At 61.3% G+C, this 16,204-nt stretch carries 15 protein-coding genes; 9 read left to right on the top strand and 6 right to left on the bottom strand.

The window, feature by feature from the left end; genetic code table 11:
* Positions 1-855, top strand: coding sequence for an IclR family transcriptional regulator (locus F6X42_RS12705; protein WP_187634557.1), 855 nt, complete (start codon positions 1-3; stop codon positions 853-855).
* Between the two features lie 33 nt (positions 856-888).
* Here the strand turns inward: F6X42_RS12705 and F6X42_RS12700 are convergent, their stop codons facing one another.
* Positions 889-1,080 carry a DUF2783 domain-containing protein gene (locus F6X42_RS12700; protein ID WP_187634556.1) on the bottom strand — a complete coding sequence of 64 codons (192 nt, stop codon included), beginning with the start codon at positions 1,078-1,080 and terminating at the stop codon, positions 889-891.
* A gap of 5 nt (positions 1,081-1,085) precedes the next feature.
* Positions 1,086-2,771 (bottom strand): FAD-dependent oxidoreductase, encoded by a 1,686-nt coding sequence (locus F6X42_RS12695; protein ID WP_187634555.1) that lies wholly within the window; start codon positions 2,769-2,771, stop codon positions 1,086-1,088.
* A gap of 491 nt (positions 2,772-3,262) precedes the next feature.
* On the opposite strand from F6X42_RS12695, the gene F6X42_RS12690 reads away from it, so the two are divergent.
* Entirely contained in the window at positions 3,263-4,507 is a 1,245-nt protein-coding gene (locus tag F6X42_RS12690) for a Vgb family protein (RefSeq protein ID WP_246530073.1), read from the top strand.
* Positions 4,508-4,579: 72 nt separating this feature from the next.
* Here the strand turns inward: F6X42_RS12690 and F6X42_RS12685 are convergent, their stop codons facing one another.
* Positions 4,580-4,999 (bottom strand): DUF1810 domain-containing protein, encoded by a 420-nt coding sequence (locus F6X42_RS12685; protein ID WP_187634554.1) that lies wholly within the window; start codon positions 4,997-4,999, stop codon positions 4,580-4,582.
* 305 nt (positions 5,000-5,304) lie between these two features.
* On the opposite strand from F6X42_RS12685, the gene F6X42_RS12680 reads away from it, so the two are divergent.
* Positions 5,305-8,058, top strand: a complete 2,754-nt coding sequence (locus F6X42_RS12680; protein WP_187634553.1) for a UPF0182 family membrane protein — start codon at positions 5,305-5,307, stop codon at positions 8,056-8,058.
* A gap of 76 nt (positions 8,059-8,134) precedes the next feature.
* Here the strand turns inward: F6X42_RS12680 and F6X42_RS12675 are convergent, their stop codons facing one another.
* Positions 8,135-8,596: a hypothetical protein gene (locus tag F6X42_RS12675; RefSeq protein ID WP_187634552.1), complete on the bottom strand. Its 462-nt coding sequence runs from the start codon at positions 8,594-8,596 to the stop codon at positions 8,135-8,137.
* Positions 8,597-8,904: 308 nt separating this feature from the next.
* Between F6X42_RS12675 and F6X42_RS12670 the strand changes: the two genes are divergently transcribed.
* The 3 genes from F6X42_RS12670 to F6X42_RS12660 all read left to right on the top strand — a co-directional run bounded on the left by F6X42_RS12670 (position 8,905) and on the right by F6X42_RS12660 (position 10,958).
* Positions 8,905-9,120, top strand: coding sequence for a hypothetical protein (locus F6X42_RS12670; RefSeq protein WP_187634551.1), 216 nt, complete (start codon positions 8,905-8,907; stop codon positions 9,118-9,120).
* Between the two features lie 245 nt (positions 9,121-9,365).
* A complete protein-coding gene (locus F6X42_RS12665) occupies positions 9,366-10,271 on the top strand; it encodes a S1C family serine protease (protein ID WP_187634721.1) in 906 nt (301 codons plus the stop codon).
* A gap of 18 nt (positions 10,272-10,289) precedes the next feature.
* Positions 10,290-10,958, top strand: coding sequence for a response regulator transcription factor (locus F6X42_RS12660; RefSeq protein WP_187634550.1), 669 nt, complete (start codon positions 10,290-10,292; stop codon positions 10,956-10,958).
* Between the two features lie 24 nt (positions 10,959-10,982).
* Here the strand turns inward: F6X42_RS12660 and F6X42_RS12655 are convergent, their stop codons facing one another.
* On the bottom strand, positions 10,983-11,123 hold the full coding sequence (locus tag F6X42_RS12655) for a hypothetical protein (RefSeq protein ID WP_187634549.1): 141 nt from the start codon (positions 11,121-11,123) through the stop codon (positions 10,983-10,985).
* A gap of 73 nt (positions 11,124-11,196) precedes the next feature.
* Entirely contained in the window at positions 11,197-11,472 is a 276-nt protein-coding gene (locus tag F6X42_RS12650; RefSeq protein ID WP_246530087.1) for an NnrS family protein, read from the bottom strand.
* Between the two features lie 174 nt (positions 11,473-11,646).
* Here F6X42_RS12650 and F6X42_RS12645 point away from each other — a divergent pair, with 174 nt between their 5' ends.
* The 3 genes from F6X42_RS12645 (at position 11,647) to F6X42_RS12635 (ending at position 16,124) form a co-directional block, all read left to right on the top strand.
* Positions 11,647-12,117, top strand: coding sequence for a ribonuclease (locus F6X42_RS12645; protein ID WP_187634548.1), 471 nt, complete (start codon positions 11,647-11,649; stop codon positions 12,115-12,117).
* A gap of 361 nt (positions 12,118-12,478) precedes the next feature.
* A complete protein-coding gene (locus F6X42_RS12640) occupies positions 12,479-13,828 on the top strand; it encodes an NAD(P)/FAD-dependent oxidoreductase (RefSeq protein ID WP_187634547.1) in 1,350 nt (449 codons plus the stop codon).
* Positions 13,829-14,096: 268 nt separating this feature from the next.
* Positions 14,097-16,124 carry an alkaline phosphatase family protein gene (locus F6X42_RS12635; protein WP_246530071.1) on the top strand — a complete coding sequence of 676 codons (2,028 nt, stop codon included), beginning with the start codon at positions 14,097-14,099 and terminating at the stop codon, positions 16,122-16,124.
* Positions 16,125-16,204: the final 80 nt, after the last annotated feature.

Raw genomic sequence — 16,204 nt, 5'->3', positions numbered from 1 at the left:
ATGCAGATCGAAACCCCGGGCGCGGCTGACGCGAACACGCCCCAACTCAACGACACGAAAGCTCAGCGCGGGATCAGCGCGCTCGACAACACCGGCGAACTGCTGCTTGCACTCGTTGCCGCCGGCCGTCCGCTGTCGCTGCGCGATCTGGCCGCCGCCGCCGATATGCCCGCCGCCAAGGCGTTTCCGCATCTGGTGAGTCTGATCAAGGTGGGCTTGCTGAGCCGCGACGACGCGGGTCTTTTCAGCGCGGGACCGCTCGGATTGGAACTCGGGCTGATCGCGTTGCAGCGCATGTCGCCGATTCGCGACGCCGAACCGGAGATCGTCACGCTCGCGGCGGAGTCCGGCATGAGTGTCGCGGTGGCGATCCTTGGACCTCTGGGGCCTACCGTGATCCGCTTCGAAGAATCGGCGACACCACAACACGTGAGCCTGCGGGTCGGCACCGTGATGTCGCTCGTCAACACGGCGATAGGACGCGTGTTCGCCGCGCATCTCGCGGACGACGTACTGGTCGGGCTGTTGTCGCAGGAATCAATCAGGCTCTCGGGCGCGCCGGTTGCGGAAGTGCTCCTGTCGCCGAAAAAAGGCCCGCCGTCGTTGGCCCCGACCTATCTGGCACGGCGGGAGAAGGTTCTGAACCAAGGCATCGATGACGCGCTCGATGCGCCGGTGCCGGGCATCGGCGCGTTGGCCGCGCCCGTGTTCGATCACACGGGGAGTGTCAGTCTGGTGGTTGCGGTGATCGGTACGTCGGGCAGCTTCGATGACAGCCTGCATGGCCCGACCGCGCAAAGGCTCCTCGCGACCACAAGACGGCTGTCGTGGCGGTTCGGCTGGATCGGGCGCTGAAGGAAGGCCAACCCGCCGGGTCAATCCGCTGGGTCAATCCGCGCGCGCCAGCGCGAGCGCTTCGAGCAGCACGTCGGCATCGCCGATGTGGTTTGCGAGCAGCAGCACCAGCTTCGCGTTCATGAAATGGCTTTGCTCGTCGGTCAGTCCGCTGTGCGCGTCGATGAGCTTTTGATAGAACGCATCGGGATCGGCCATGTTCGTTTCGATGTTCAGCTTGGTCATGATGGTTATCCGTTGCAGGTTGCGCGATCCACGGCCTTGGCGACCGATGCGGTGTCGAGTGCGCGCCAGCGCGCGCACACGTGCTGGTCCGGACGCAGCAGATAAAACGTGCCGGGCCGCGCATCGAAGCGATGCGTGACGATGCCTTCGCCGTCCTCGATCACCTTGACGTGCGGCATGTCGGGCAGAGCGGTCACGGCCGCGCCACGCGGCACGACGATCAGCGAATGGACGGGAACCGCGAGGCGCGCGAGCGCGCCAAGCTGTTCGGCGCATGTCGTCAGGTCGTCTCCGTGGCCGCAGAAATGCACCCCAGTGAAGCCACCATGGCCCGTCTGATTGAGGAACCAGGCATCTTCGCCATCGACCTCGACGGGCGCGTCGGTGCATGCGGCGCCCGGCACCATCGCGCCAATGAATGCGTCGGCGTCGGGCGTGTTCAGCGGTGAGTCGCGCAGAACCGCCGGCACCGACAGACGGCCGCTGTTGACCATGCGCCGCGCGAACGGGCACGTTTTCGCGAGCTTCAGCGTGGCGTCGCGGAACATCCGCGAGACCGCGCTTTTCGGCGTGATGAAGTCAGTGGCGCGCGATGAGTTCAGGATGTTTTCGTCCGCGGCATATTCGCGCTCCGACGCATAGGTATCGAGCAGAGCGGGCGGTGCGTCGCCATTGACGACGAGTCGCAACTTCCAGGCAAGATTGTCCGCATCCTGCACGCCGCTATTCGCGCCGCGCGCGCCGAACGGCGACACGCCATGCGCCGAATCGCCCGCGAACAGCACGCGGCCATGCCGGAAACTGTCCATTCGCAAACACGAAAACGTGTAGACGCTGACCCATTCGAGCTCGAATTCGGCGTCGTCGCCGAGCAGTGCTTTCACGCGCGGAATCACTTTTTCGGGCTGTTTTTCCGCGATTGGATCGGCGTCCCAGCCGAGCTGGAAATCGATGCGCCAGACGTTGTCGGGCTGCCTGTGCAGTAGAACCGATTGATTGCGATGAAAGGGCGGATCGAACCAGAACCAGCGTTCGGTGGGAAACGGCGCCTTCATCTTCACATCCGCGATCAGGAAGCGGTCCTTGAACGTGCGACCGTGGCTGTCGAGGCCGAGTGCCTTGCGCACCGCGCTGCGCGCGCCGTCTGCGGCGATCACATATTGCGCGCGCAGCGGATAAATGCCATCCGGCGTTTCGACCTGCAACTCGACATAGTCGTTTTGCTGGGTCAGACCGATGACGTTGCTTTTCCAGCGCATCTGCAGATTCGCGGTTTGTTTCGCGCGGTCCGCCAGATAGCCCTCGACGTAGTACTGCTGCAGATTGATGAATGCAGGGCGCGCGTGGCCTGTCTCGGGCAGCATGTTGAAGGTATAGATCAGCTCATCCTGCAGGAACACCTTGCCGACGTTCCAGCTCACGCCTTTGTCGACCATCCGCGCGCCGCAGCCGAGCCGGTCGAAAATTTCCAGCGTCCGTTTCGCGAAACAGATTGCGCGCGAACCGCTCGACAGCGTGTCGTCGTTGTCGAGCAGCACGGCGCGAACGCCCTGCTGGGCCAGATCGATGGCCGCGGTCAGCCCGACCGGACCCGCCCCGACTACGACCACCGGGTAGGTGAGCGGCGCACCGCCATCGTGCTCGGCGGCTCGCTCGTAGTCGAATCGCATCGTTTGGTAGTCGATCTGCATGGTGTCTCCGGGCTTTGCGAGGCATCTTAATTAATATATAGCAAGTAACGTTGCTCCTTGCTAATGTTTGCCATTCTATAAAGCTTTTTTGCACCGTCGAATCTGTATTTACCCTGGGGCCGGGCGTGTGCGCACGAGCAGCGACGCGGTTGCGACGGGTTCGATAAAAATGCGAAGCCATTCGCATATGCGAAGGCTCCGCTCGTAGGAAGGGCCGGGCACAAACCCGGTAGCGTTCATTACTCATTGGGCGGCATGCGCTGCGCCGGCCTGCGTCGTGGCTGGTTGTGCCGATTCAGCCACGGCGACGCGTGCGCGGTCGCGGGACTCACTTCTAACGAACGCTACGCTTATTTCAAATAGCTTTCATCGGGGTTTCCTAGGTAACCCGCTATCTGCAGAAAACAGATCAGTGGTGGCCGCGTCAGTCTTTCAGGATTCGACCACTTACGTGATACGTTAACCGCGATAAGCAGCTATCGAGGCCGCTCATGCTGATTCATTCGCTGTTACTTGCGGGGCTTCTTTGGTGGATCTTCGCGATTATTCCGTGGCATGCCGCGGTGATGGACCGGTATTGCCGATCAGTATTTGCGGTGGTGGACGCGGACCATGCGAGTTTCGACTTCAAACACTTCTCAAACCCTGCCCGCCGGTCCGCTACGATTTTCTATCTGGCGTGTGCAGCAGCGCGGCTCTTCGGGTTTCTGCCGTCGGTACATTCCACCACGCGGCAATCGACTGTCCGGCTTGCGATTCCGCTTGCTATATGCGCCGTCGCTACAGGCAGCATTGGCCTCGCGCAGGCTCAAACACAGCCGCCGTCGTTCGAGAGCTTCGCCGTCCCTGCCGGCAGTGCACCGCATGACGTTGCACCGGCGCATGACGGCAGGGTGTGGTACACCGCGCAGGCGCGCGGAGTGGTCGGGCGGCTGGACCCGCGCAGCGGCAAAATCGACACGATCGCGCTCGGCACCGGATCGGCGCCGCATGGCGTGATCGTCGGCCCCAATGGTGCGGCGTGGGTTACGGACGGCGGCCAGAACGCCATCGTGCGCATCGATCCGAAGACGCTCGCCGTCACGCGATTTCCGCTGCCCAAGGACAGGTCAGACGCGAATCTGAACACTGCGGTGTTCGACAAACAGGGGCATCTGTGGTTTACCGGGCAAAGTGGTATCTACGGCGAACTCGATCCACAGCGAGCACGCATGCGCGTCTTCGATGCACCACGCGGCGCCGGGCCCTATGGTATCTGCGTGACCCGCTCCGGGGATCTGTATTTCGCGTCACTGGCGGGGAACTATCTTGGTCGCATCGACCTTTCGACTGGTGCGGCCCAAGTCATTGAGCCACCAACGCCGAACCAGGGCGCGCGCCGCGTGTGGGCCGATTCCAGGGGGCGCGTCTGGGTCAGCGAATGGAACGCGGGAAAAGTCGGCGTTTTCGATCCCGCCACGCATCAATGGCGCGAATGGCGACTGCCCGGCAACGAGCCGCACGCGTACGCAATATTCGTCGACGACCAGGATATCGTCTGGCTCAGTGAATGGAGCGCTAACGCGCTAGTGCGCTTTGATCCGCGTGCCGAGCGGTTCGACGTGTTGCCGTTGCCGCGTGACCACGCGAACGTGCGTCAGATGATGGGCCGTCCGGGCGAGCTCTGGCTGTCCGAATCGGGCACCGATCACCTGCTGCTCTACCGCTCCCGTGCAGCCGACCCGAACGGGCAGTGACGACACGCCGCACCGCAACCAGAATTGCGCAGTGCGCTGCGCCCCGGTGCGCGGGCTGGCCACGACTATGGTCTAGAGCAGCTCGAGAGTTCGCGGATCGGCTTCTCCGCCGAAATACTTGCGCAAAGCTTCGACAAACACGTCGTTGTCGTTGGTGGCGCGCGCGAACAGGGTGACCGACGAGCGAAACTTGAGGTAATCCGGATACCCGAAAATCTCTTCGATGGAGCGGTCGCCGACAAGGTTGACCAGTTGCGTCGTTTCGCGCAGCCGTGGGCCGAGTATCGGGTGGCGCAGATAAGTTTGCGCCTCGGCCAGCGACGAAAGCGCGAATCGCTGAGCCATTGCGCTTGCGCCGAGCCCATGGATTTGGGGAAACACGAACCACATCCAGTGGCTTCGCTTACGTCCATGCTTCAGTTCATCGCATACCTGGGCGTATACCGGGTTTTGTGCATCGAGGAAGCGCTGAAAGTCATCGAGGTCGTTCATTTCGTACTCCGCTGCAGGCGTGGAAACCTGTCGTTGAATCACGATTCTCGCACCTGTTTTCCAGCTCGGGTACGCTGCGCGACCGTTATAAGCGGTGCCAATGTCAATGGCCACACCGAACTACAATAATTCAACCGGTCTGAACCCGCTCCATCCGAACTCGGGTCACACAGGTCATGGGGCGGCTATGCGCTGACTATCCGGGCTGCGTTGGCAGGCCGTTTAGCTGCGCTCCCGGCAGATCGGCAGTGCGCGATTGATCCACTCGCAGCAGGGCATGGGCGACGACAAGCACAGGAGGGACCATGCGGTCGGGACTGAAGACCGGCGTACGCCTGAGACGTTATGCAATCGCGGCGATGGCCGTCATCGCAGGTCTGATTGTCGTCGGCCGCATCACCGGGATCCTGGTCGACTGGCTGTGGTTCTCTTCGATCGGCTATGGTGGCGTTTTCTGGACCATGCTTTCCGCGAGAGCGATGCTGTTTGCCGCGGTGTTCGCAGTCTCTGCGTACGCGATATGGCTGTCCGGGATGTTGGCGCATCGTTACGCGAGGGACGTCGATATCTTGCGAGCGGAAGCAGCCGCACCGTGGCGCGCGACGGAAGTTGCCGGCGATCTGTCAGAACTGATCGCGCCGCGCGTTCCGTGGCGCGCCACCATTGCCTGCGCAGCGGTGGTCATTGGGCTGCTTATCGCCGCTAGCGAAGTCTCGAGCTGGGACATCGTGCTTCGCTTCATTTATCAGGTGCCTGTTGGCGAGCGCGATCCGCTCTTTGACAGAGATATCAGCTTTTATCTCTTCTCGCTCCCCGCGTACGTCGCACTCAAGAACTGGCTGCTGCAGCTGCTCTTCTGCAGCGCGATTGTGGCAGGCGCTGTCTACGGGTTGCGCGGGGACATCGCGCTGGAGCGGCCACCACGAATGCTCTCGGCCGCCGCCTTCACTCATGGTTCGGCACTGCTCGGTTTGTTCTTTGCGGTGAAGGCCTGGTCGTGGTGGCTCGACCGCTTTCTGCTGCTCTATGGCGACAACGGCGTCGTCGTCGGCGCCAGCTATACCGATGTCCACGTCGAGTTGCCGGTCCTGTGGATGCTCGTCGGCCTTGCCGCGGCCTCATCCGTCGCCCTTTGGATCAACATGCGCCGCCGGAGCTATGTGCAGCCTGCCGTACTCGCGCTGCTCGTGTTCGGCAGTTCGTTTGTGTTCGCTGTGATCTATCCATCGTTGTTTCAACGTTTCTATGTCAAACCGAGCGAGCTGAAACTGGAAACACCCTATATCGAGCGCACTATCGCGCTAACGCGACAGGCTTACGGCCTTGCGAAGATCGAGGTTAAACCGTTTGAGGCCGAGCAGGGACTGACGCTCGACTCGCTGCAGGCCAATCGGGCGACCATCGACAACATCCGGCTATGGGATGTGCAACCGCTGATGGATACCTATGCACAGTTGCAGGAGATCAGGACTTACTACAAATTTCTTTCGGTGGACATCGACCGCTATCAGCTTGACGCCGGATACAGGCAGGTGATGCTGTCGGCGCGTGAACTGGAACCGGCGATGCTCCCGCCCAACGCCCAAACCTGGGTGAACCTGCACCTTATCTTTACTCACGGCATCGGCGTCGTGATGTCGCCAGTCACCGAGAAATCCACCGAAGGCTTACCCTTCTTCTATCTGCACGATATTCCGCCCGTCTCCAACGGCGGCCCGGTCATTCGCGAACCGCGTCTCTATTTCAGTGAAGGGCGGCAAGACTATGTCATCGTGAACGGCAATTTAGCTGAATTCGACTATCCCCAACGGCCGGCCAATGCCTACACGAGGTATAGCGGGCGCGACGGCGTCACCCTCGGCGGTGTGGGGCGCCGCAGTCTCTTCGCCTGGCAGCTGGACGATCCGAACATCCTGCTGAGCGGCTATATCACGGACCAGAGCCGGATTCTGCTTCACCGCAACATTCAGGACCGCGTGCGTACGATCGCGCCGTTCCTTACCCTCGACCATGATCCCTATGTCGTCGCAAGCAATGGGCGCCTTTTCTGGATACAGGACGCCTACACCGTTAGCAAGTGGTTTCCTTACTCGCGGCCGGGTTTCGGCGACGGCGCGAATTACATCCGAAACGCGGTCAAGGTCGTGGTCGACGCATACAACGGCACGGTCGATTTTTACGTCAGTGATCCCGCCGATCCGCTGCTGCGCACATACGAGCGCATCTTCCCGGGGTTGTTCAAGTCTTTGAATCTGATGCCACCGGAGCTGCGGCAGCATATCCGCTACCCCGAAGACCTGTTCCTGATCCAGGCGCAGCTCTACCGCGCCTATCACATGGATGTGCCGGAGGTTTTCTACAACCGCGAGGATCTGTGGCAGTTTCCGCAGGAGCTGGTCGGAATGGATGGCGGAAGCGCCGCCAGCACGATGCCGCCGTACTACACGATCATGCGGCTCCCCGGCGACGCACGCGCCGAGTTCATCCTGATGCTGCCGATGGTGCCGAGCCAGCGGGAGAACATGATCGCCTGGCTGGCGGCGCGTTGCGATCCGCCCGGGTACGGCAAGCTCATCGTGTATATCTTTCCCAAGGACAAGCTGGTCTATGGGCCGTTTCAGATCGAAGCACGGATTCAGCAGAATACCGAAATCTCGCAGCAGATCTCGCTGTGGAACCAGATGGGCTCACGGGTCATTCGCGGTCATCTTGTGGTAGTGCCGATCGAGAACTCGATCCTCTACGTGTCTCCGCTCTATTTGCGCGCGGCGTCCGGTCAGTTGCCGGAGTTGAAGCGGGTGATTGCCGCCTATGGTGACGGGGTGGTGATGGAGGACAGCCTGGGTGAAGCGCTTGCGGCGCTTTTCAAGGAGACCGCGCAGGCGGCATCGCCGCACCAGGGCACAGTGGACGCTCGCGCGAGAGAGGCACTTGCCCACTATGACCGCGCCATCGAGCGACTAAAGGCGGGAGACTGGAGCGGCTTCGGCGCGGAACTGGATGCCCTCCGGCCGTTGCTCGAGGCACTCGGTGCCGGCCGTTCCGATGATCGGAAATGACCAGGGGAAATTAGCCGGGTCCGCGCTGCGTGGCGGGTGGCGTGGCTGCGTGAATCGCTCGAAGCCTGTGCGTCGATCAATGCGGCTCGCCGAGGCAAGCGTCGGCAACATCGACGATCGGCTCGTCGTCGGCGTGAGCTTGAGGAAACCGGTCAACGCACTTGATCTGAACGTAGGTCCACCACGTTCCCGGTGGATCGTGACCCAGCCACATCAAAGTGGCTGCAACCTTGGTGCGCAATCCCCATTGCCGCCAGTCAGCACCTGTTGGCGAAAAGTTTCCGTGAATGTCCTTGTACAGGTTGCGGTCCAACCCGTACTGCCTGAGATAGGGCGGATTGATGCGCTCCTCGGGCGTAGCCGGCTCGCCATGCGCGATGCCTGCTTGCGCTGTTGCCGTATCCCGGCGGAAATCGCTCACCGCATGGCCGATCACCGACAGCTCGAACAGCAATGCCCCGCCAACTGCCATGCAGGTCACGATGGTGCAGAGCAAGAGCGCCCAAAGTACCCGCCTTCTTGTCGTCGGTGTCTTCATCACTCGCGGCGTCCTTCCGGCATTGGATTCGCCGCCATGCCGGACGCTTAGGCCCTTCGTAGAATGTCAATCGCCTTTTCGGCATCGCCCAGCGAGTCGACCGCGAGATGCAGGTCGACAGCAACATGCCGCAAGACGCTTAATACCTTTGGAAGGCCGCCTCGGACCTCATTAGAAAAATCTACTTCACGAACGGCACGCGGGCAAGGCCTGTCGGACTACGCACCGGTCGGCAATCTGCGTCCAACTTGCTGCTATTGCGCATCTGTATCAAGATCAAGTCGCCTCATCACGAACAGGCGACTCTGATGACAGACGATCCCGATCCCGATTCCGATGCTGCTGCCGATCCCGACCAACTGAAAGGCCCGGGCGGCATGACCTTGCGGCAAATCCACGAACAGGTGCGGAGCTCCGCCCAGCGCGACCGTGAAGTGCAGACTCGGCGCAATTCACCCGCTCCGCCGCAAAGCCGGTGGCAGCGGTGGGTGCGCTATGTATGGGGCCGCAGCGGGCGGCGCTAACCGCAGTTTGGAGTGAATGACAATAGTGGCCGATCTCTGCCTCAAGTTGCACCGTGACATCCTCACCGCATTTGCCCGGCTACCCATTTGGGTGGTGTGCGCCCTCCGTCCTTCTGTCATTGTGAACACGTCGTCATAACGCTACCTGGACAGGTGAGCAAACGACGACGTGGGGCACAAGCAGGTCGCACGCATTTGGCAGGGGAATTGAAATGGAAACCACATCCTCAAGCGGAAATCCTTTGATGGATCTGTCGGACAATCTGGCAGACATTGTCGCGCGAGTCGGGCGGAGTGTCGTGGCAGTACATGGCCGACATCGCATGCCGTCGAGTGGGGTAATCTGGCGACGTGGCGTCGTCGTGACGGCTGCCCACACGATCAGGCGTGAGGACGGGATCGAAGTTACATTGACCGACGGCCGTACGGTCGCCGCAGTCCTCGCGGGCCTGGATCTGGGGTCCGACGTCGGCGTGCTGAAACTGGACGGCGCGGACCTGGACCCAATCGATTCCGGCGATGCCCACTCACTGAAGCCGGGTCATCTTGCGCTCGCCGTCGCACGTGCGGACGATTCCGGCATCAGCGCTGATTTTGGCGTGATCGGCAGCATAGGTGGTCCTTGGCGCACGTGGAAAGGCGGACAACTCGATGCGTTCGTGCGATTGGACGGCGGTCTGCGCCCAGGTTTCTCCGGGGCGGCCCTCTCGGATATGCGCGGGCAGGTCATGGGCATCTGCACCTCGGCACTGATGCGCGGCGCCGGTATGGTGATTCCGGGAATGACCGTGGAGCGTGTCACCGATGAACTGCTGGCTAAAGGGCACGTCTCACGCGGCTACCTTGGCGTCGGCACGCAGCAGGTCAGCCTGCTGGACGCCTGGGTCAATAAAATGAACCTGTCACTCAGCAGTGGTTTGCTGATCAATTCGCTTGCGCAGGGCGGTCCTGCGGAGCAGGCGGGCGTGCTGATAGGCGATGTACTGATCGAACTGGACGGCAAGCCTTGCCGCGACATTGGCGACGTGAGTGCCGCACTTGGCTCCGCAAACATTGGGCAGCAGTTGCAAATCGCCTTGATCCGAGGTGGCGAACGCCACGCGTGCTCGGTAACAGTGGGCGAACGACCTCGACGGAATTCGTGCAGGTAAAGTCCGGGAAGCGACGAAATGTCGGATGGACAGACCGTACAGACGGCGCCTTTACGGGTCGTGGTGATTGCGACATCGTGGCAAGAGCGCGCAAGCCTGCAAGCGCTCGTCGAGGCGAACCCAGCATTTGAGTTCCTGGGTAGCGCAGCCGACGCCGAAAAGCTCGTCGATTGCCTCGCCGGATCGGTGCCGGATGTGGTCGTCACCGACATCGCGCCGGAGGCGAGCGACGCGCTCAAGACGCTATTCGAACTCTCGCACGCGTCACCGTCGCTGGTCCTGTTGAGCGACGACCCAGACAGCGACTGGATCCTCGATGCGTTGCCCGCCGATGCAGCGGCGATCCTGCCGCGCAACGCGATGCCAGCCGAAATCGTCGTGTCCATCGAAGCCGTCGCCGCAGGCCTTTGTGTGGTGACGCGCGACGTCCTCGTACGGCTGCTGGCCGGAACGAGACCGCCGCGCCAGAAGGTATCCGGCGAACCGCTCGAAGCCTTGACGTTACGAGAGATCGAAGTGCTGGCGATGCTCGCGGACGGACTCGGGAACAAGGAGATTGCGCGGCAACTCGACATCTCGGACAACACAGTGAAATTTCACCTCTCCTCCATCTTTGGCAAACTCGGTGCGACCAACCGCACGGAAGCGGTGATGCTCGGCATGCGGCACGGATTCATCATGGTGTAGACAGATTCGACGACATGCCGCCAATCAACAGATGCGCCGCCGCTGTCGCGGCGCGAGCGATTGATTACGGCGTTGGTGACCGGCGGCAAGCGGGAGATCCAGCAGCCGGTGATTCGTCAGCGAGCAACCGCTGACAGGCGGGTTCATCCCGGCCTCGATCGACATGAAGACTATCGTGGACATACGAAGCGGCCAGGACGGATGTCGCGTTCCTGAACGCATCGGGGAAAATACTGATTCAACCCGGCTTGCCATCGGCTCGGGCGAGGAAAAGCCACGCTGCGCATCGAACGCAATAGAGAACCAGCGCGGCCGCCCAGCATAGACCGGATGCGTATATCCAGGCCATCGTGAACTGCGGCGCGAGCCAGCGGCCGAGTACCCGGACCAACGTTGCGAGAATGAAGAGGCCGTAGCACAGGGAGCGATGCCCGGTGATGTCTTGAGTCGATCTGTGTCGATCCTGATGGCCCGCTTCATGACTGCTCCAAACGGCAACTATGTGTTGATTCATCTTATACCCCGACCTTTTTCGTCGCATGCGACGAATGTTCGCGACAGGAAAACCGGCAAGATTGTCGTCGAAAAGTGCCAATTTCCGATCGAACGTTGATTCGCTCTGCCATTAGCGATACCTTTACATCTATTCTGGTCGTCGGGTTCTGGTCAGCGAAGGGAGAACCGTTTCGTGAAGAGAGCGTGGGCTTTCTCCTGCATCGTCGCATTGAGCGCGATCCTCGGCGGATGCGGCAAGCAGGCATCGCAAAACGCCACTGAGGCATCGGGCGCATCCGCAGGCCAGGCGCCGGTTCTGCCATCCCAGAGCGCGAGCGATGCAAGCGCCGCATCAGGCGCGCAAGGGGCGGGCGCGCTGGCCACCGTCACCAAGACCCAATTGCCGGGAGAGGCAGCCGAAACACTGCGGTTGATCAAAACGGGCGGCCCCTTCCCGTTCAGCGACGACGGCGTCTTGTTCCGTAACAGTGCGCTTTTGCTGCCGAAGCATCCGCGCGGCTACTACCACACCTACACCGTTCGCACGCCGGGCGCGACGGATCGCGGGCAGCGTCGGATCGTATGTGGTGGACCGCGCAGGCAGACCGGCGAGTGCTATTACACCGACGATTACTACGCCAGTTTCAAGCGCATTGCAGAATAGAGACGGAATTGACTGCATGAGCAGACGAAGTCCGCGGGCTGACAGCGGCGTCGCGAGTCATCTTTTCCCTAGCGGTGACGGCGCCTGTTTCGGCGAGTATTGCGGCAACACATAACGCATCGCTGAGCTGCATTCGGCAGAACAAGAACGCCCCGGGCTTCCTGTCAAGGAAACGCCGGGGCGTTGCGTTTGCAGAGACCGAGCCGCAACTGCGACGAGCCGGTGGTGGTTCGTCAATCAGAAAACCTGAAGGCAGCCATCAGAACTATGAGATTTTCCTGCCGCGGCGCTTCTGCGATAGTTGGTTTCAGCCGTTGTGCTGGATATCCGTACCGCGCGTCGCCGACCAGGGAGAATCTGCATGCATCGTTTTGTGATCGTGGGAGGTGGAGCGGGTGGAATCGAACTCGCAACGAGGCTAGGCGATCGTTATGGCGGTCGGCGAAGAAGCGGCGCACAACGTGCGTCGATTACGTTGATCGACCGCAACCCGACGCATATCTGGAAGCCCCTGTTGCACGAGGTCGCAGCGGGAAGTCTGGATCCGTTCGCACAGGAACTGGCGTATGCCGCGCAAGCCCAGTGGCACGGTTTCCAGTTCGTGCAAGGCGAACTTGTCGGACTGAATCGTGGCTCGAGACACGTTCTGCTCTCGCCCCTGCTCGATGACGACGGAACCGAACTGGTGCCGCCGCGCCGGATCGAGTACGACTCGTTGATTCTTGCCATCGGTAGTACAACGCACTATTTCGGGGTACCGGGCGCGGCGGAAAACTCGCTCGCGCTTGATACCGTCGCTCACGCGGAGCGCTTTCGCAAGCGCCTGATCGCAGCTTGCATTCGCGCCGAACAACAACGAGAAAGCGGGGAGGGCAGTGCTTGTGCAACGCCCGCCGAACGCACACCTCGTGTCCAGGTTGCGATTGTCGGAGGGGGCGCTACAGGCGTGGAATTGTCCGCCGAGTTGCGCAACACGGCGAAGGTACTCTCATCATACGGCCTGCATCGACTCGACCCCACACACGACGTCGGAATCATGCTGATTGAAGCAGGTCCTCGGATTCTGCCAGCGTTGAAAGAACGCGTATCGACCGCAGCAGCCGGCTTGCTTGGCAAACTCAACGTCAAGTTGATGGTCGACGAGCGGGTCGCGGAGATCACGCCCGGACTGATCCGCACGAAAAACGGCAAGACCATCCGTGCGGATCTCACAGTGTGGGCCGCGGGCATCAAGGCACCTGCGGTGCTTTCAACGCTCGATGGGCTCACCGTCAATCATCTGGGACAACTCAATGTGCGCCGCACGCTTCAGACCAGTGTCGACGACCATGTCTTCGCATTCGGCGATTGCGCGGCCTGTCCATGGTTGGGTTACGAGCGCAATGTTCCCCCGCGCGCTCAGGCGGCGCATCAGCAGGCATCTTTTTTAGTCAAGGCACTTGCGCGACGCATCGAGGGACAAAAGCTTCCGGAGTTTGCCTATCGCGATCTCGGCTCGCTGGTATCGCTCGGGCACGCGAATGCGGTGGGCAGTCTGATGGGCGGCCTTATCGGCGGCAGCATGCTCGTGGACGGACTGCTTGCTCGCTTCATGTACCTGTCGCTATATCGGATGCATGTTGCAGCGCTGCATGGCTATGCACGCATGATCGTCAATACGCTCGCGCATCGGCTCCGTCGAAGCACGGCGCCGCACGTCAAGCTGCACTGAGCAACAGGTCGTTGTAGGTGGCGGAAGTGTCTGGCCGCTGACACGCGTCGTCTGCATATGAAAGCGGCGGTTCAGGCCAAAGCCGCGACCGGTCCCTGCTGGCCATCGTTCTGCCGTTTCAGACGCTTGCTAGTCACCAATCGCCTCATACCACGCCAAAACGCGCCCATGGAGCCGGACGTTAGCCGACTGTAATGCCAGCGACTCTCCACGTTCATGGAGCGGCTCTAAGGTCTTACCGTTGTAACCAACGGTAAGGAGGCGGCAAATGGCGATATTCCACCTGTCACAACGATGCAATAAGACGTACTTACGACTTTCTATTTCCGGGCTTGCGGGGGTAGCTGCACTCGCGTTCGCTACATTGCCCACAGGCGTGTCTGCGGCAGGCGACGATCTCGCGTCCCGAACGCTGACGCCAATCAAGCACGTGATCATCATCGTCGGCGAAAATCGAACCTTCGACCACGTGTTCGGCACCTACCAACCCGCACGAGGCCAGTCAGTCTGGAACCTGCTGTCGCGGGGCATCGTCAATGCAGACGGTTCACCGGGCCCGAACTTCAGGAAGGCGCAGCAATATCAGGCGCAATTGAGCGCACCGGCCGGATTCTCGATCGCCCCACCGAATAAAACTCCATACGGGACGCTGCCCGCCCCCGAGACAGGCGGAGCGCCGACCGCGGCTAGCGACGCAAGCCCGCCACCGTTCGCGACTCACGATGCGGCCGCCCAGGCCGAAGGGACGGCACTCGAGGCGTCCGACATCGACCAGTTGTTGACCGGCGCGACAGGACTGCCGACGGATGTGAAGGATTCACGGGTGGCCAACTACAACGCGTTGCTGAGCGGTCCCTATCTGTTGCAGCCACCGCTCTACGAGGCGTACATGGGCGGTCCGGTGCACCGCTTCTATCAGGCGTGGCAGCAAGCGGACTGTGCGGTCGCGCATGCGAGTCGCGAGAATCCTAGCGGTTGCCTTGGCGATCTGTTCGCGTGGGTCGAGACGACCATCGGCGCGGGAAGCAACGGCAAGCCGCAACCGACGCCCTTTACCGATCAGACCACCGGCGAAGGCTCGAATGCGCTCGGCTTCTACAACGTGAACAACGGCGACATGCCGTACTTCACGCAGCTGGCCCGGCAATACTCGATGAGCGACAACTATCATCAACCGGTGATGGGGGGCACGGGGGCGAACAGCATCATGATCGGCGCGGCTGACGCGTACTACTACACCGACGGCAACGGCAACGCGGCAACGCCGCCCTCGGACCAGATCGAAAACCCCGATCCGTTGGCCGGCACCAACAATTGGTACACGCAGGACGGCTACTCGGGCGGCAGCTATAGCAATTGTTCGGACGCGAGCCAGCCCGGCGTCGGCCCGATCCGCCAGTACCTTGAATCGCTGCCCTATGATCCCAAGCCGAACTGTGCGTCGAAGCACTATTACCTGCTGAACAACTACAACCCGGGATATAACGGCGACGGCACAGTACTCGACAGGTCGAAGTCGCCGTATACGATCCCTCCGTCACCGGTGCGCACGATCGGGGATACGCTGCTTGATCGCAAAATCCCGTGGAAGTACTACGGGGAAGGCTGGCGCAGCTTCATCAAGGATCCGTCCAAAAGCGTCTATTGCAACATTTGCAATCCGTTCCTGTACGAGACGTCGATCATGACGAATCAGCAGGTCCGGGACACGCATCTGGCGGACCTGCCAGACCTGTATGCGGACATCGGCGCGGGCAATCTGCCGGCGGTATCGTTCGTGAAGCCAGGCGGACTGCTCGACGGGCATCCTACATCGTCGAAGTTCGGCCTTTACGAAGCGTTCGTCAGGAAACTGGTCGATGCGGTGAAAAGCGATCCGAAGCTATGGGCTACGACGGCGATCCTTATCACCACGGATGAGGGCGGCGGCTACTATGATTCCGGCTATGTCCAGCCCATCGACTACTTTGGCGACGGCTCGCGTATCCCGATGATCGCAGTGTCGAAGTATTCGGCCGGAGGACGCATTTCCCATAGCTACGCCGATCACGCTTCTCTGGTCAAGTTCATTGAGCGCAACTGGGGGCTTCCGCCGATTACCGGACGCAGTCGCGACAACCTGCCAAACCCGGTCCAGCGCGGCAAAAACCCATACGTGCCAGTTAATGCGCCCGCGATTGGCGATCTGTTTGACCTTTTTGATTTCAGGCGGGGCTCAGGCGATCACGATAACGGCCAGCGCGATGGTGATGGCGATGGCGACCGCAGCGGCGGTAAGGGGTGGTGGCCTTTCTGAGGCTGCGCGGCACCCGCTGTAGCACATAACGAAAAGAGCGATCGCCGCGCATTCCGGCGGCGATCCTTAGCGCTTTCAGG

The sequence above is a fragment of the Paraburkholderia podalyriae genome (genome assembly GCF_014397785.1).
Classification (GTDB): domain Bacteria; phylum Pseudomonadota; class Gammaproteobacteria; order Burkholderiales; family Burkholderiaceae; genus Paraburkholderia; species Paraburkholderia podalyriae.
The sequence above is the reverse complement of the archived record's forward strand: the minus strand, read 5'-3'. Positions and strand labels throughout refer to the sequence as shown.